Genomic DNA, 16,231 nt, shown 5'->3' with positions numbered 1-16,231 from the left:
CTCAGACCATGGTGGTGTGGGCCTGGCCCTGGGCCGAGGCGCCGCCGAAGGCCGCCGAGGCGCCCAGACCGGCCGTGAGCGAGAAGGGGCCGGCCTCCGCGTGGAAGCCGGCGCCGACCGCACCACCGGCGGATATGACGGCCGCACCGGCGTCGATGCCGACGATGGCGCCGCCGGACACCTGGTCCAGGTCCGCGTCGGAGATCTCGGCCGTTTCAACCTGGGGGACGAGGTTCATGACAGGTCCTGCCTTTCGTACGGGGGAATCGGAGCGGTGAGGCACGCCCGCCCGGCGTACGGAGTTGGGGGAGCCCGGAGCCGGTCACCGGCGTGCCGCGCACTGATCCAAGCACGGTGCCGAACGACCGGCCCAGCGCTCGCCCTTGAGGGTCCGCACCCGCGTCCATCTGTGTGTGCGTACCGTCGGGGAAAGAGCCCGCCTCTTCACGCTACCCGCCGGTAACCGGCCCTTCTCCGGGCTTTCCCCGGGGCTCCGAGGCGCCCGGTCTGCCCGGACGCCGCCGCCACGCCCCCGCCGTGCGACCGTGTGATGAAAGGTGTGCAGGTCCCAGGAATGTTCGGCATCCATGACGAAGGGCCGGCGGTCGGTCGACCGCCGGCCCCACTCGTCCCCTGCGGGAGCGCTACAGCACCGGCAGCGACTTCCGCAGTTCGAAGGCGGTGACCTGGGAGCGGTACTCCTCCCACTCCTGCCGCTTGTTGCGGAGGAAGAAGTCGAAGACGTGCTCGCCGAGGGTCTCGGCGACCAGGTCGCTGCGTTCCATCAGGGCCAGGGCCTCGCCCAGGTTCTGGGGGAGGGGTTCGATGCCCAGCGCGCGGCGCTCCGAGTCGGAGAGGGCCCAGACGTCGTCCTCGGCGCCCGGCGGGAGTTCGTAGCCCTCCTCGATGCCCTTGAGGCCGGCGGCGAGCAGGACGGCGTAGGTCAGGTACGGGTTGGCGCCGGAGTCGATGGAGCGGACCTCGACGCGGGCCGAGCCGGTCTTGCCGGGCTTGTACATGGGGACCCGGACCAGGGCCGAGCGGTTGTTGTGGCCCCAGCAGATGTAGGAGGGGGCCTCACCGCCGGCGCCCGCCGTGCGCTCGGTGCCGCCCCAGATGCGCTTGTAGGAGTTCACCCACTGGTTGGTGACCGCCGAGATCTCCGCCGCGTGCCGCAGCAGGCCCGCGATGAAGGAGCGGCCGACCTTGGAGAGCTGGTACTCGGCGCCGGACTCGTAGAACGCGTTGCGGTCGCCCTCGAAGAGGGACAGGTGGGAGTGCATGCCCGAGCCGGGGTACTCCGAGAACGGCTTCGGCATGAAGGTGGCCTGGAGGCCCTGTTCGAGGGCCACCTGCTTCATGACCAGGCGGAAGGTCATGATGTTGTCGGCCGTGGAGAGCGCGTCCGCGTAGCGCAGGTCGATCTCCTGCTGGCCCGGGGCGCCCTCGTGGTGGGAGAACTCCACCGAGATGCCCATCGACTCCAGCATGGTGATCGCCTGACGGCGGAAGTCCATGCCGATGTTCTGCGGGGTGTGGTCGAAGTACCCGGAGTTGTCGGCGGGGGTGGGGACCGTGCCGTCGACCGGCTTGTCCTTGAGGAGGAAGAACTCGATCTCGGGGTGGGTGTAGAAGGTGAAGCCCAGGTCCGAGGTGCGGGCCAGGGCGCGCTTGAGGACGTAGCGCGGGTCCGCGAAGGACGGGGAGCCGTCCGGCATCAGGATGTCGCAGAACATGCGGGCCGTGCCGGGGGCCTCCGCGCGCCAGGGCAAAACCTGGAAGGTGGAGGGGTCCGGCTTGGCGATCATGTCGGACTCGTAGACCCGGGCGAAACCCTCGATCGCCGAGCCGTCGAAACCGATGCCCTCGTCGAAGGCCTGCTCCAGCTCGGCCGGGGCCACGGCGACGGACTTCAGGAAGCCCAGCACGTCCGTGAACCACAGGCGTACGAACCGGATGTCGCGCTCCTCCAGCGTCCGGATCACGAACTCCTGCTGCTTGTCCATCTTCCGCTTCCCCATCCTCGCTGGTCAGGCCGCCTGTCTCCGGTACGGCGGGAGGCGGCCCCGCACCCGAGCATCACACCACAGCACGGTTTCGTACGCGTTGCGGACCTCGATCGGCCCACCGGCCCTCCCCGCAGCGTAGAGGCCACCTGTTCGATCGGGCCATTCCGGGGATCCGGCCGGGACCGATCCTGTGATCTCCCTACGAACGACGGCCCCTCCCGCATTACGATCAGCGAACCTCACAGCTCCGTTTCCGTTGACGTTTCCCCAGAAGGGCACACCCCATGGGTTCCGCCAAGAAGAGCAGCAACCAGGCGCGACAGGCCCGCATAGCCGAGATGCGACGCGCCGAGGAGGCCCGCGAGCGCCGGAACCGGATCCTGACCATCGCGGTCAGCACCGTGGTCGTCGCCGGACTCGTGGTCGGCGGGGTCTTCCTCGTGCGGTCGCAGTCCGACGACTCGTCCTCCGACACCGCCTCCGACGGCAAGACCTCCGGGAAGTTCGTCACCGGCGACGACGGGGTGCGGACCTGGGAGGGCGAGCTGGGCCGCAACCACGTCACCAAGAAGGTGTCCTACCCCGCCGAGCCCCCCGTCGGCGGCGACCACAACCAGGTCTGGATGAACTGCGACGGCGACGTCTACACCGAGCCGCTGGACAACGAGCACGCCGTGCACTCGCTGGAGCACGGCGCGGTGTGGGTGACGTACACCGACAAGGCCCCGAAGGCCGAGGTGGCGAAGCTGGCGGAGAAGGTGAAGAAGACGCCGTACTCGCTGATGAGCCCCAACGACGAGCAGCAGGACCCGATCATGCTGACCGCCTGGGGCCACCAGCGCGCCGTGACGGGCGCCGACGACCCGAACGTGGACAAGTTCTTCGAGAAGTTCGTCCAGGGTGAGCAGACCCCCGAGCCGGGGGCCGCGTGCACCAACGGGCTGTCGAAGTGACCCGCAGGCGGGCCGGCTGGATCGCGGGGGCCGCCGCGGCGGCCCTCGTCGCGGCCGGCGGCATCACCTTCGCGGTCGCCGGGGACGACGGCGCGGGCCGGACCCCGTCGGCCGACTCCGCGGACGCCGGGTTCGCGCGGGACATGGCGGTCCACCACCAGCAGGCCGTGGAGATGTCGTACATCGTGCGCGACCGCACCGACGACGAGGAGGTGCGACGGCTCGCGTACGACATCGCGCAGACGCAGGCCAACCAGCGCGGCATGATGATCGGCTGGCTCGACCTGTGGGGGCTGCCCAAGGTGTCCTCCGATCCGCCGATGACGTGGATGGGGATGGGCGGCATGCCCTCGGCGGGCGAGGGCTCGCTGATGCCGGGCATGGCCACCGACGCCGAGATGGACGAGCTCGCCACCCTCGACGGCAGGCAGGCCGAGATCTCCTACCTCCAGCTCATGACCGAGCACCACAAGGGCGGGGTCCACATGGCCGAGGGGTGCGTCGACAGGTGCACCGTCGGGGTGGAGAGGCGGCTGGCCCAGGGAATGGTGGAGTCGCAGGAGTCGGAGATCCGGCTGATGGCGGACCTGCTGGCCGAGCGGGGCGCGAAACCGCGGGCGTGAGAAAAGGGCGTGTGAGGTCCCGGACATGAGACGGAAACCGGTACGCCACCCCATTGTGTCGTTCTGACGATTACACTGGCCGCCGTGCCCCGCCTACGACTCGCCCTGAACCAGATCGACTCCACCGTCGGCGACATCGACGGCAACGCCGAGTCGGTCCTCCGCTGGACCCGGCACTCGGCCGGACAGGGAGCGCACCTGGTGGCGTTCCCGGAGATGGTCCTGACCGGTTATCCCGTCGAGGACCTGGCGCTGCGGTCGTCCTTCGTCGAGGCGTCCCGCGCCGCCCTGCGCTCCCTCGCCGCGCGCCTCGCCGACGAGGGCTTCGGCGGGCTGCCGGTGGTCGTCGGACATCTGGACCGCTCGGCGACCGCCCGGCCGAAGTACGGCCAGCCCGCCGGCGCCCCGCAGAACGCGGTGGCCGTGCTGTACGGCGGCGAGGTGGCCCTGAGCTTCGCCAAGCACCACCTGCCGAACTACGGCGTCTTCGACGAGTTCCGCTACTTCGTGCCCGGCGACACCATGCCGGTGGTGCGGGTGCGCGGGGTGGACGTGGCGCTGGCCGTCTGCGAGGACCTGTGGCAGGACGGCGGCCGGGTGCCGGCGGCGCGCTCGGCGCGGGCCGGGCTGCTGTTGTCGGTCAACGCCTCGCCGTACGAGCGGGACAAGGACGACACCCGGCTGGAGCTGGTCCGCAAGCGCGCCCAGGAGGCCGGCTGCACGACCGCCTACCTCGCCATGACCGGCGGTCAGGACGAGCTGGTCTTCGACGGCGACTCGATCGTGGTCGACCGGGACGGGGAGGTGCTGGCGCGGGCGCCGCAGTTCACCGAGGGGTGCATGGTGCTCGACCTCGACCTGCCCGCCGCCGACGCGGACGCCCCGGCCGGCGTGGTGGACGACGGGCTGCGCATCGACCGGGTCGTGCTGTCCGAGGAGCCGGTGACCGGACCCGCCGCCGGTGAGCCGTGGCTGTCGGGCGGGCTCGCGGAGCGGCTGGACGACGACGAGGAGATCTACTCGGCCCTCGTCGTCGGACTGCGCGCCTACGTGGCGAAGAACGGGTTCCGCTCGGTGCTGGTCGGTCTGTCCGGCGGCATCGACTCCGCCCTCGTCGCGGCCGTCGCCTGCGACGCGGTGGGCGCGGAGAACGTCCACGGGGTCTCCATGCCCTCCCGGTACTCCTCCGAGCACTCCAGGGACGACGCGGCCGAGCTGGCCCGGCGCACCGGGCTCCACTACCGCACCGTGCCGATCGAGCCGATGTTCGACGCGTACATGGGGGCGCTGGGGCTGACCGGCCTGGCCGAGGAGAACCTCCAGTCGCGGCTGCGCGGCACCCTGCTGATGGCCATCTCCAACCAGGAGGGCCACCTCGTCCTGGCCCCCGGCAACAAGTCGGAGCTGGCCGTCGGGTACTCCACGCTGTACGGCGACTCGGTGGGCGCCTACGGCCCCATCAAGGACGTGTACAAGACGTCCGTCTTCCGGCTCGCCCGGTGGCGCAACCGCGCCGCCGCGGCCCGCGGCCAGACCCCGCCGATCCCCGAGAGCTCGATCACCAAGCCGCCCAGCGCCGAGCTGCGCCCCGGCCAGGTCGACACCGACTCCCTGCCGGACTACCCGGTGCTGGACGCGATCCTCGAGCTGTACGTCGACCGGGACCGGGGCGCGGACGAGATCGTGGCCGCCGGGTACGACCGCGAGCTGGTGGCGCGGACCCTGCGCATGGTCGACACCGCCGAGTACAAGCGGCGCCAGTACCCGCCGGGCACCAAGATCTCCCCGAAGGGCTTCGGCAAGGACCGCCGGCTGCCGGTCACCAACCGGTGGCGGGAGCGGGGCTGACGGGCCGGGGCGCCCGGGCGGCGGCCTCAGCCGACGCGGATGACGTGCTTGCCCCGCACGCCTCCGCGCTCCAGCGCGCGGTGCGCGTCCGCGATGGCGGACAGGGGGTGCACCGTGTCCACCACGGGACGCAGCGCCCGGTCCTCGACCAGGGCCGTCAGGTCGGCGAGCAGGGCGCGGTCGGGGTTGCCGCTGAAGAAGCGGACGCGGCGGGGGCCGTACACGGTCGTAGCGAGCAGGCGGGCGAGCGAGGTGGCCGGTCTCGAGAGGTCGAAGGCGATGGCCACCATGCGGCCCCCCGGGGCCAGCAGCCGCCGGTAGGCGCCCAGGTCGGTGCCGACCGCGTCGAAGACGACGTCGAACCGGCCGAGTCCGGCCGGCCCGGTGGTGGCGTAGTCGAAGGCGTCGTCGGCACCGAGGTCCCGGACGAAGTCCAGGTTCCGGGCGCCGGCGAGCGCCGTGACGTGGGCGCCGCGGGCCCGCCCCAGCTGGACGGCGACGCTGCCGACCCCGCCCGCCGCGCCGCGGACCAGCAGCCGCTCGCCCGCGCGCAGCCGGGCCTTGTCCCGCAGGGCGACGAGAGCCGTGGTGCCCCCGGCGAGCAGGGACACCGCCTCGGCCGCGTCGAGCGAGGACGGTGCCCGGGCCACCTTCCCGGGGGGTACGGTCACGAACTCCGCGGCGCTGCCGAACATCCGGCCGCGGGGCAGCAGCCCCCACACCCGGTCGCCGGCCGTCACGCCGGACCCCGGCGGTCCCGGGGTGACGACCTCGCCGACGAAGTCCATTCCGGTGCGCTTGGGGAAGCCCCGCCCCGTCAGACCGGTCACCGGCATCAGCTTTCCCGCCCGCCCGGCCAGTTCCCCGCCGTTGACGCTGGCGGTCAGGACGCGCACCAGGATCTCGCCGGGCGCGGCGACCGGTCGGGGCACGGTGCCCTCGTACAGGACCTCGGGAGGGCCGTACCCGTCGTACAGGGCGGCTCGCATGTCGCTCATGCCCGGCACGCTAGCCCGGTAAGCGGACGGGGTCGTCCACTTGAGCTAATGTGAGAAACATGGCCGCCTCTTCCTCTCGGATGCCGCCCGCCCTGCGCGCGGACGCGCGGCACAACCGCGACCGCATCCTGGAGGCGGCCCGCGCCCTGTTCGCCGCCCGCGGGCTGGACGTCCCGATGGCCGCCGTGGCCCGCCGGGCCGGTGTCGGGGTGGCCACGCTCTACCGGCGCTTCCCCACCCGGGAGTCGCTGGTCACGACGGTCTTCGCCGACCAGCTCAGGACGTGCGCCGGCACCGTCGACGAGGCGCTCGCCGACCCCGACCCCTGGGCGGGCTTCTGCGGGGTCGTCGAGAAGGTGTGCGCGATGAACGTCCTCGACCGGGGCTTCGCCGCCGCGTTCCTCACGGCGTTCCCCGACGCGGCCGACTTCGAGGCGACCCGGGTGCGCGCGGAGGAGGGCTTCGCGGTGCTCACGCGGCGGGCGAAGGAGGCCGGGCGGCTGCGCGCCGACTTCGACCGCAGCGACCTCACGCTGGTCTTCATGGCCAACAACGGCATCAACGCCCCGTCGACCCGGGCCGCCCTCGCGGCCTCCCGGCGGCTGGTGGCCCTGCTGCTGCACTCCTTCCGGGCCGACGTCGCGGGCCCGGACGGCGCCGGGGCACCGCTGCCGCCCCCGGCGCCCCTGGACCTGTACCACCTTCCGTGGCCCGGGACCGGCGCCTGAGACGGGGGCGGCGGGGGCGGTCAGCCGTCCTGGCGCTTGAGGTCCGTGAGCACCTTGTGCAGCGGCTCCGCCTCCCGGCGGCGGTACTCCTGGACCGCCCAGCCGTTGCCGTCGGGGTCCTTGAAGTACATGAAGGTGGCGCCGTCGTCCGGGGCGTACTGGACGGGCTCGGAGACGTCCAGGCCGCGCCCCACCAGCTCGGCGTGGGCCGCCTTGATGTCGGCCACGCAGAGCTGGAGGCCCTGGTACGCACCGGGTTCCGGCTTGGTCTGGCCCTGCGCCATGTCCCAGATCGCCTCGCCCAGCGCGATCGAGCAGCCCGAGCCCGGAGGGGTGAGCTGGACGATGCGCATCCCCGGCATGACCTCCTGGTCGATGTCGACGTGGAAGCCGACCTTGTCCCGGTAGAAGTCACGGGAGCGGTCGATGTCGGTGACGGGCAAGGGGATCACTTCGAGCGTGAAATCCATGACGTGACTCCTTCGACGTCCTTGTCGAGCGGGATCTCGGTGGTCAGTAGTGGTACCGCGCCTGGACGACGACCAGTTCGCCGTCGCCCGGCTTGTACACCAGACGGTGTGTGTCGTCGATGCGCCGCGACCAGTAGCCCGACAGGTCCCCCTTCAGCGGCTCCGGCTTGCCGATGCCCTTGAAGGGATCGCGCCCGATGTCGGCGATCAGCTTGTTGATCCGTCTGGTCATCTTCCGGTCGCTCTCGGCCCAGTGGACGTAGTCCTCCCAGCCGTGCGACGTGAAAGCGACTCTCACGCCCGCTCCGCGTCCGGGTCGATCAGCTCGCGGTGCCGTGCCTCGCCGGCCTCGGCCTCCGCGATCGAATCGAGCAGACGGCGGGCGTTCTTCGGCGACCGCAGCAGGTGCACCGTCTCCGTCCACGCCGTGAAGTCCTCCTCGGACATCAGCACGGCATTCCCCTTGCGGGAGGTGATGTGCACCGGGGCGTGGTCCTCGTTGACCTGCTCTATCAGCGGGAAGAGGTTCTGACGGGCTTCGCTGGCGGTGATGGACATACCGGTGCCTCCCTTCGCGGCTTGTACAAGATATCGTACGAGTCCACGAGTGGCCACCGGGAGGCGAAGCCGGTACGCCCCGGCGCCCGCACGCCGCCGCCCGGTTACGCTCGGGCCGTACGACCTTGATCCGACGTTCCGGCGTTCCGACGGGACGACAGCGCGCAGGAGGACGGGATGACGGCGCCGGGGCGCAGGAGCAGTACCTTCACGCGGCTGCTGCGGCACGGCTTCACCGACCCCTCGGCCGCCGAGCGGTTGCTGGACGCCGTGGAGCTGGCACCGGTCCGCGACGACCCGGTCCTGCTGGAAGCCCTCGGCGCCACCGCCGACCCCGACCTCGCCCTGCACGGCCTGGTCCGGCTCCTGGAGGCGCAGCCCGACCCCACCGCGCGCCGGGAGCTGCTGGACACCCTGATAGCGGCCAAGCCCCTGCGCGACCGCCTCCTCGGGGTGCTCGGCGCCTCCGAGGCGCTCGCCGACCACCTCGCCCGGCACGCCGGCGACTGGCGGGCCCTGGTCACCTACGAACCCCGCGACCTGCACCGCGGCGTGGAGGACTTCGAACGCGGCCTCGCCGAGGCCGACGACCCGGTCTCGCTGCGCGTCGCCTACCGGCGCTGCCTGCTGTCCATCGCCGCCCGGGACGTCTGCGGCACCATCGACGTCGCCGAGACCGCCGCCGAACTGGCCGACCTCGCCACCGCCACCCTGCGCGCCGCCCTCGCCCTCGCCGAGGCCGCCGCGCCCGAGGACGCCGCGCTGTGCCGGCTGGCGGTGATCGCGATGGGCAAGTGCGGCGGACACGAGCTGAACTACGTCTCGGACGTCGACGTCATCTTCGTCGGCGAGGCGGTGGAGGGCGCGGACGAGCCCAAGGCACTGCGGGCCGCGACCGCGCTCGCCTCGCACCTGATGCGGATCTGCTCCGAGACCACCGTCGAGGGCTCCATCTGGCCCGTGGACGCCAACCTCCGCCCCGAGGGCCGCAACGGCCCGCTGGTGCGCACCCTCAGCAGCCACCTCGCCTACTACCAGCGCTGGGCCAAGACCTGGGAGTTCCAGGCGCTGCTCAAGGCCCGCCCGGTGGCCGGCGACCCCGGCCTCGGCGCCGAGTACGTCGCCGCCCTCCAGCCCCTGGTCTGGCAGGCCGCCGACCGCGAGAACTTCGTGCCCGACGTGCAGAAGATGCGCCGCCGGGTGGTGGAGAACATCCCCGCCGCCGAGGTCGACCGCCAGCTCAAGCTCGGTCCCGGCGGCCTCCGGGACGTCGAGTTCGCCGTGCAGCTGCTCCAGCTGGTGCACGGCCGCGCCGACACCTCCCTGCACAGTGGCACCACGCTGGACGCGCTGGAGGCGCTGGCCGCGGGCGGCTACGTGGGCCGGGCGGACGCCGCCCAGCTCGACGAGGCGTACCGCTTCCTGCGCTCCATGGAGCACCGCATCCAGCTCCACCGGCTGCGCCGCACCCACCTCGTGCCCGAGGACGAGGCCGACCTGCGCCGCCTCGGCCGCTCCCTGGGCCTGCGCACCGACCCCGTCGCCGGGCTGCTGCGCGCCTGGAAGCGGCACGCCTCCGTCGTGCGGCGGCTGCACGAGAAGCTGTTCTACCGGCCGCTGCTCGACGCGGTCGCCCAGCTCGCGCCCGGAGAGGCCCGGCTCAGCGCCGAGGCCGCCCGCGAACGGATGGTCGCCCTCGGCTACGCCGACCCGGCCGCCGCGCTCCGGCACCTGGAGGCGCTGGCGTCCGGCGTCACCCGCAAGGCGGCCATCCAGCGCACCCTGCTGCCGGTGCTGCTCGGCTGGTTCGCGGACTCCGCCGACCCGGACGCGGGCCTGCTCAACTTCCGCAAGGTCTCCGACGCCCTCGGCAAGACGCCCTGGTACCTGCGGCTGCTGCGGGACGAGGGCGCCGCGGCCGAGAACCTGGCCCGGGTGCTCTCCGCCGGACGCCTCGCCCCCGACCTGCTGATGCGGGCCCCGGAGGCCGTGGCGCTGCTCGGCGACGGCAACGCCGGGGGACTGGCGCCCCGCGGCCGGGCCCAGCTGGAGCAGGAGACGCTGGCGGCCGTCCGCCGTGCCGACGGCGCCGTGCAGGCGGTGGCCGCGGTGCGCGGCGTACGGCGCCGGGAGCTGTTCCGCACGGCCGCCGCCGACATCGTCGGCTCCTACGGCACCGAGGCGCAGCCCGTCGAGGCCGACCAGGGCGCGCTGGTGGACCGGGTCGGCGCCGCCGTGTCCGACCTGACGGCGGCGACCCTGGCGGGCACGCTGCGGGCGGTGGTGCGGGAGGGATGGGGCGACACCCTGCCGACCCGGTTCGCGATCATCGGCATGGGCCGCTTCGGCGGCCACGAGCTGGGCTACGGCTCGGATGCGGACGTGCTCTTCGTGCACGAGCCGCGCGACGGGGCCGACGAGCGGGAGGCGGCGGGCGCGGCGAACAAGGTCGTCTCCGAGATGCGCCGCCTGCTCCAGGTGCCCAGCGCCGACCCGCCGCTGCTGATCGACGCCGACCTGCGGCCCGAGGGCAAGTCCGGACCGCTGGTGCGCACGCTCAAGTCGTACGAGGCGTACTACCGGCGCTGGTCGCTGGTGTGGGAGCGGCACGCGCTGCTGCGGGCCGAGTTCGTGGCCGGGGACGAGGACCTGGGGCGCCGGTTCATCGAGCTGGTCGACCCGTTGCGGTACCCGGCGGGCGGGCTCGACGACGACGCGGTGCGGGAGATCCGGCGGCTCAAGGCCCGGATGGAGTCCGAGCGGCTGCCGCGCGGCGCCGACCCCAAGCTGCACGCCAAGCTGGGGCCGGGCGGGCTGTCCGACGTCGAGTGGACGGTGCAGCTGATGCAGCTGCGGCACGGGCACGAGGAGGCGGGACTGCGGACGACCCGGACGCGGGCGGCCCTGGCGGCCGCGTGCGAGGCGGGGCTGATCTCGGCGGAGAACGCCACGACGCTGGACGAGGCATGGGTCCTGGCGACGCGGGTGCGCAACGCGGTGATGCTGGTGCGGGGCAGGGCGGGGGACACCTTCCCGACCGATCCCCGGGAGCTGGCGGCGGTCGGGCGGTACCTGGGGCACGGTCCCGGACACGCGGGGGACATGCTGGACGAGTATCGCCGCACGGCACGCAGGGCACGAGCGGTGGTGGACGAACTGTTCTACGCGTGACCACGCAACGGCACCCCGCGGCGCCGGGCAGCGCCCCGGCGCGCACCGACGCCGGGCACCCCTAAGCCCGCGTGGGCCACCACGCCCTCCGCCGCTCAGCCCCCGGCACCGTCCTCGGCAACGCGTGCGGCAACGCCCCGTACCAGACGAAGGCCACCCCGTACCCGAAGCCCAGACACAGCACGCCCCCCACCGCGTCCAGCCAGAAGTGGTTGGCCGTCGCCACGATCACCACCAGCGTCAGCACCGGGTACACCAGCCCCAGCACCCGCACCCACGGCACCGACGCCAGCGCGAAGATCGTCAGCCCGCACCACACCGACCACCCGATGTGCATCGACGGCATCGCGGCGTACTGGTTGGACATGTTCTTCAGGTCGCCGGACGCCATCGAGCCCCAGGTCTCGTGGACCATCACGGTGTCGATGAAGTGCCCGCCGTTCATCAGCCGCGGCGGCGCGAGCGGATACAGGTAGTAACCGACCAGGGCCACACCCGTGGTCGCGAAGAGGACCAGCCGGGTCGCCGCGTACCGCCCGGGGTGACTGCGGTACAGCCACACCAGCACACCCAGCGTCACCACGAAATGCAGCGTGGCGTAGTAGTAGTTCATGCCGACGACCAGCCAAGTCACCGAGTTCACGGCGTGGTTGACCGACTCCTCGACGGCGATGCCCAGTTGCTGTTCGAGCCGCCAGATCCAGTCGGCGTTGCGCAGGGCCTGGCCCCGCTGCTCGGGTACCGCGTTGCGGATGAGCGAGTACGTCCAGTAACTGATCGCGATCAGCAGGATCTCGAACCACAACCGGGGCCGGCGGGGCACGCGCAGACGGCGCAGGGGTCCCTGCCCCGTCTCCTCCGTGACGGGGTGCGGAACGCCCTCTTCCTGGCGTTCCGGAGTCCTCACGGTCACGTCACCCATAGGCATGAAGTCTGCCAGAAAAGCCCTGTCCCACCGATCATCCCCCGGGAGGATCCGGCGCGCATCCGGCCACTACGGGACGGGGCGCGCGGCCACCGGGAGACCGGGGTCAGGAACGGCCGCGCTCGCCCGGCGCGGACGCCGTCGAACCCCGCACCACCAGCTCCGGCATGAACACGAACTCGCTGTGCGGCGCGGGCGTCCCGCCGATCTCCTCCAGCAGCGTGCGCACCGCCGCCTGCCCCATCGCCGGGACCGGCTTGCGGACGGTGGTCAGGGGCGGGTCGGTGAAGGCGATCAGCGGCGAGTCGTCGAAACCGACGACCGAGATGTCCCTGGGCACCTCCAGACCGTGCTGCCGGGCGGCCCGTATGGCGCCCAGCGCCATCATGTCGCTGGCGCAGACCACCGCCGTGCACTTGCGCTCGATGAGCGCGGTGGCCGCCGCCTGGCCGCCCTCCAGGGTGTAGAGGGAGTGCTGGACCAGTTCCTTCTCCACCGTCTCGGCGCTGAGGTCCAGTTGCTCCTGGACGGTGCGGACGAAACCCTCGATCTTGCGCTGCACCGGCACGAACCGCTTCGGCCCGAGGGCCAGCCCGATCCGGGTGTGGCCCAGCGAGACGAGGTGGGTGACCGCGAGGCTCATCGCCGCCCGGTCGTCGGGGGAGATGAACGGCGCCTGCACCTTCGACGAGAAGCCGTCCACCAGGACGAAGGGCACGCCCTGCGCGCGCAGCCGCTCGTAGCGCTGCATGTCGGCGGTGGTGTCGGCGTGCAGTCCCGAGACGTAGATGATGCCGGCGACGCCGCGGTCGACCAGCATCTCGGTCAGCTCGTCCTCGGTGGAGCCGCCCGGGGTCTGGGTGGCGAGCACCGGCGTGTATCCCTGGCGGGTCAGCGCCTGGCCGATGACCTGGGCGAGCGCCGGGAATATCGGGTTCTCCAGCTCCGGGGTGATCAGCCCGACCAGGCCCTCGCTGCGCTGGCGCAGCCGGACCGGGCGCTCGTAGCCGAGCACGTCGAGGGCGGCCAGTACGGACTGGCGGGTGGTGGCGGCGACGCCCGGCTTCCCGTTGAGGACGCGGCTGACCGTCTTCGCTCACCCCCGCCTGGGCAGCGATGTCGGCAAGCCGTGTGGTCACAGGGGTGGACTGTACCTGTCGGCCGCGGCCTTGCACACCGATCGGGCGCCGCGGACGGCCTGTTGGACGGCCCGTCGGACGGCCCGGCGCGGGCTGCTGCGTCATCGCGCTCCCTCGAGAAAGTGGTGGCAAGAGCTTGCAGAGTCTTGCACAACCGGCCCGATACCGCTTGTTCCCCCTGATCAAACCGCTCCAGCCCGTTAAACAAGCGTCTCGTCACGGTCGCCGGGAGGTCACGCCCGGATAACTTCGGAGATCTCTTGCACTTTTTTGCTGCAAGACCTTTCGCGCCGCTTACAACGCTGTTACGTTCACGTCGCCCGACGGCGCCAACGACGCGGTCGGTGTCGGCAGGAGCGGCGGACGGGCCCGCACCCTGCACCACACGGGCTTTCACCCTCAAGGAGAACTCATGCGGCGTGGCATAGCGGCCACCGCTCTGGTGGCGTCCCTCGCCCTCGCGGCGACGGCGTGCGGCGGGGACGACAGCGACAGCGAGTCCGGCGGACCGGTCACCATCACCTACTGGGACACCTCCAACGCGACCAACGAGGCGCCGACCTACAAGGCCCTGGTCAAGGAGTTCGAGGCCGCCAACAAGGGCATCAAGGTCAACTTCGTCAACGTCCCCTTCGACCAGGCGCAGAACAAGTTCGACACCGCCGCCGGCTCCAAGGGCGCCCCGGACGTGCTGCGCTCCGAGGTCGGCTGGACCCCCGCCTTCGCCAAGAAGGGCTTCTTCCTGCCGCTGGACGGCACCGAGGCCCTCGCCGACCAGGACAAGTTCCAGCCCAACCTGATCGAGCAGGCCAAGTACGAGGGCAAGACCTACGGCGTCCCGCTGGTCACCGACACCCTCGCCTTCGTCTACAACAAGGAACTGTTCGAGAAGGCCGGCGTCGAGGTCCCCAAGAGCTGGGACGACCTGAAGAAGGCCGCCGCCACCATCAAGGACAAGACCGGCGTCGACGGCTACTGGGCCTCCACCGCCGGTTACTACGCGCAGCCGTTCCTGTACGGCGAGGGCACCGACACGGTCGACGCCGACGCCAAGAAGGTCACCGTCAACTCGCCGGAGGCCAAGAAGGCGTACGGCACCTGGCTGAGCCTGTTCGACGGCAAGGGCCTGCACAAGGCCGACACCACCGCCGACGCCTACGCCCACATCCAGGAGGCGTTCGTCAGCGGCAAGGTCGCCTCGATCATCCAGGGCCCGTGGGAGATCACCAACTTCTACAAGGGCTCGGCGTTCAAGGACAAGAACAACCTCGGCATCGCCACCGTCCCGGCCGGCTCCACCGGCAAGGCGGGCGCCCCGACCGGCGGCCACAACCTCTCGGTCTACGCCGGCTCGGACCAGGCCCACCAGGAAGCGGCGCTGAAGTTCGTCAACTTCATGACCTCGGCGAAGTCCCAGGAGACCATCGCCCTGAAGAACTCCACGCTGCCGACCCGCGACGACGCCTACACCGACAAGGTCAAGGCCGACCCGGGCATCGCCGGCTTCCAGACGGTCCTGCCCGCCGCCCAGCCGCGCCCGGCGCTGCCGGAGTACAGCTCCCTGTGGACCCCGCTGGACGACGAGCTGCCGCAGATCGCCGGCGGCAAGAAGTCCCTGGACGAGGGTCTGGGCGACGCCGAGACCGCGATCGCCAAGCTGGTGCCGGACTTCAGCAAGTGAGTCCGCGTGGCCGCCGGGTCCCCGCTCCCGGGGGAGGGCCCCGGCGGCCACCGGCCGTGCGCCGCACCCTGACCCTCTGATCGTCCCGATGCTCCCGAAGGTGTCGAACCATGACAGTCGCCATCGACCGCGCGACCGGCAAGCGCCGCGGTGACCGCACCCCGCGGCCCGGCCTCGGCCGGCGTCTGAAAGACGGCTACCAGAAGCACTGGTACGCCTACGCCATGATCGCGCCGGTGGCCGTCGTGATCGGCGTCCTCGTGCTGTACCCGCTGGGCTACGGCCTCTACCTCACCCTCACCGACGCCAACAGCCTCAACAGCGCGCGCACCATCGGCGTCAACGAGATCGAGGCCACCTACAAGTTCGTCGGCCTGGACAACTACGCCGACATCCTGTGGGGCCCGACCGCCTACGACCGCTTCTGGTCCCACTTCATCTGGACCATCGTGTGGACGGCGGTCTGCGTCGGCCTGCACTTCTTCATCGGCCTCGGCCTCGCCCTGCTGCTCAACCAGAAGCTGCGCGGCCGCACCTTCTACCGGCTGATCCTGGTCCTGCCGTGGGCCGTGCCCACCTTCGTCACCGTCTTCGGCTGGCGCTTCATGCTCGCCGACGAGGGCATCATCAACTCCGCCCTGGACTGGCTGCACCTGCCCACGCCCGCGTGGCTGGAGGACACCTTCTGGCAGCGGTTCTCCGCGATCATGGTCAACACCTGGTGCGGTGTGCCGTTCATGATGGTCTCGCTCCTCGGCGGCCTCCAGTCCATCGACAACAGCCTCTACGAGGCCGCCGAGATGGACGGGGCGAGCGCCTGGCAGCAGTTCCGCTACGTCACCCTGCCCGGCCTCCGGTCGGTCAGCTCCACGGTCGTCCTGCTCGGCATCATCTGGACCTTCAACCAGTTCGCCGTGATCTTCCTGCTGTTCGGCAACACCGCCCCCGAGGCGCAGATCCTCGTCACCTGGGCGTACCAGCTCGGCTTCGGACAGCAGCCGCGCGACTTCGCGCAGTCCGCGGCCTACGGCATCCTGCTGCTGGCCATTCTGATCGTCTTCACCTCCTTCTACCGCCGCTGGCTGAACCGCAATGAGCAGCAGCTCGCGATCTGAGGCAGGAGCCACC

Annotated in this window: 14 protein-coding genes and 1 pseudogene; 7 read left to right on the top strand and 8 right to left on the bottom strand. The window is 71.6% G+C overall.

Going from position 1 to position 16,231, the window contains the following annotated elements; translation table 11 throughout:
- Nucleotide 1: 1 nt before the first annotated feature.
- Both ACFZP7_RS10795 and glnA read right to left on the bottom strand, forming a co-directional pair.
- Nucleotides 2-238, bottom strand: a complete 237-nt coding sequence (locus ACFZP7_RS10795) for a hypothetical protein (RefSeq protein WP_019326169.1) — start codon at nt 236-238, stop codon at nt 2-4.
- Nucleotides 239-644: 406 nt separating this feature from the next.
- Nucleotides 645-2,006 carry a type I glutamate--ammonia ligase gene (glnA, locus tag ACFZP7_RS10790; protein WP_029393480.1) on the bottom strand — a complete coding sequence of 454 codons (1,362 nt, stop codon included), beginning with the start codon at nt 2,004-2,006 and terminating at the stop codon, nt 645-647.
- A 287-nt stretch (nt 2,007-2,293) separates the two neighbouring features.
- Between glnA and ACFZP7_RS10785 the strand changes: the two genes are divergently transcribed.
- From ACFZP7_RS10785 to ACFZP7_RS10775, 3 genes are all read left to right on the top strand, one after another.
- Entirely contained in the window at nt 2,294-2,962 is a 669-nt protein-coding gene (locus ACFZP7_RS10785; RefSeq protein WP_019326167.1) for a DUF3105 domain-containing protein, read from the top strand.
- Complete coding sequence (locus ACFZP7_RS10780) at nt 2,959-3,585, top strand: DUF305 domain-containing protein (protein WP_192341007.1); 627 nt, start codon at nt 2,959-2,961, stop codon at nt 3,583-3,585. Before ACFZP7_RS10785 ends, ACFZP7_RS10780 begins: the two co-directional genes overlap by 4 nt.
- An 84-nt stretch (nt 3,586-3,669) precedes the next feature.
- Nucleotides 3,670-5,433 carry an NAD+ synthase gene (locus tag ACFZP7_RS10775; protein WP_385634302.1) on the top strand — a complete coding sequence of 588 codons (1,764 nt, stop codon included), beginning with the start codon at nt 3,670-3,672 and terminating at the stop codon, nt 5,431-5,433.
- Between the two features lie 26 nt (nt 5,434-5,459).
- Here the strand turns inward: ACFZP7_RS10775 and ACFZP7_RS10770 are convergent, their stop codons facing one another.
- A complete protein-coding gene (locus ACFZP7_RS10770) occupies nt 5,460-6,431 on the bottom strand; it encodes an NAD(P)-dependent alcohol dehydrogenase (protein WP_385634301.1) in 972 nt (323 codons plus the stop codon).
- A gap of 59 nt (nt 6,432-6,490) precedes the next feature.
- Here ACFZP7_RS10770 and ACFZP7_RS10765 point away from each other — a divergent pair, with 59 nt between their 5' ends.
- Nucleotides 6,491-7,159 carry a TetR/AcrR family transcriptional regulator gene (locus ACFZP7_RS10765; protein ID WP_029393478.1) on the top strand — a complete coding sequence of 223 codons (669 nt, stop codon included), beginning with the start codon at nt 6,491-6,493 and terminating at the stop codon, nt 7,157-7,159.
- A 20-nt stretch (nt 7,160-7,179) separates the two neighbouring features.
- Here the strand turns inward: ACFZP7_RS10765 and ACFZP7_RS10760 are convergent, their stop codons facing one another.
- The 3 genes from ACFZP7_RS10760 to ACFZP7_RS10750 are packed head-to-tail and all read right to left on the bottom strand — an operon-like array spanning nt 7,180 to nt 8,187.
- Nucleotides 7,180-7,629, bottom strand: a complete 450-nt coding sequence (locus tag ACFZP7_RS10760) for a VOC family protein (RefSeq protein ID WP_385634300.1) — start codon at nt 7,627-7,629, stop codon at nt 7,180-7,182.
- Nucleotides 7,630-7,672: 43 nt separating this feature from the next.
- Nucleotides 7,673-7,927, bottom strand: coding sequence for a Txe/YoeB family addiction module toxin (locus ACFZP7_RS10755; protein WP_019326161.1), 255 nt, complete (start codon nt 7,925-7,927; stop codon nt 7,673-7,675).
- Nucleotides 7,924-8,187 (bottom strand): type II toxin-antitoxin system Phd/YefM family antitoxin, encoded by a 264-nt coding sequence (locus ACFZP7_RS10750; protein WP_019326160.1) that lies wholly within the window; start codon nt 8,185-8,187, stop codon nt 7,924-7,926. Before ACFZP7_RS10750 ends, ACFZP7_RS10755 begins: the two co-directional genes overlap by 4 nt.
- A gap of 177 nt (nt 8,188-8,364) precedes the next feature.
- Between ACFZP7_RS10750 and ACFZP7_RS10745 the strand changes: the two genes are divergently transcribed.
- On the top strand, nt 8,365-11,358 hold the full coding sequence (locus ACFZP7_RS10745; protein WP_385634299.1) for a bifunctional [glutamine synthetase] adenylyltransferase/[glutamine synthetase]-adenylyl-L-tyrosine phosphorylase: 2,994 nt from the start codon (nt 8,365-8,367) through the stop codon (nt 11,356-11,358).
- 61 nt (nt 11,359-11,419) lie between these two features.
- Here ACFZP7_RS10745 and ACFZP7_RS10740 read toward each other — a convergent pair whose 3' ends face one another.
- Together ACFZP7_RS10740 and ACFZP7_RS10735 are read right to left on the bottom strand one after the other, a co-directional pair.
- Complete coding sequence (locus ACFZP7_RS10740; protein WP_019326157.1) at nt 11,420-12,280, bottom strand: phosphatase PAP2 family protein; 861 nt, start codon at nt 12,278-12,280, stop codon at nt 11,420-11,422.
- 109 nt (nt 12,281-12,389) lie between these two features.
- Nucleotides 12,390-13,422, bottom strand: a pseudogene (locus tag ACFZP7_RS10735) (LacI family DNA-binding transcriptional regulator).
- 412 nt (nt 13,423-13,834) lie between these two features.
- On the opposite strand from ACFZP7_RS10735, the gene ACFZP7_RS10730 reads away from it, so the two are divergent.
- Both ACFZP7_RS10730 and ACFZP7_RS10725 read left to right on the top strand, forming a co-directional pair.
- Nucleotides 13,835-15,103: an extracellular solute-binding protein gene (locus tag ACFZP7_RS10730; protein WP_019326155.1), complete on the top strand. Its 1,269-nt coding sequence runs from the start codon at nt 13,835-13,837 to the stop codon at nt 15,101-15,103.
- Between the two features lie 110 nt (nt 15,104-15,213).
- Entirely contained in the window at nt 15,214-16,218 is a 1,005-nt protein-coding gene (locus ACFZP7_RS10725) for a carbohydrate ABC transporter permease (protein ID WP_019326154.1), read from the top strand.
- Nucleotides 16,219-16,231 lie beyond the last annotated feature (13 nt).

The organism is Streptomyces sp. SudanB5_2050, from assembly GCF_964272335.1.
GTDB lineage: Bacteria > Actinomycetota > Actinomycetes > Streptomycetales > Streptomycetaceae > Streptomyces > Streptomyces rochei.
Note: the sequence above shows the minus strand (reverse complement) of the source record. Positions and strands in the feature narration are given on the sequence as shown.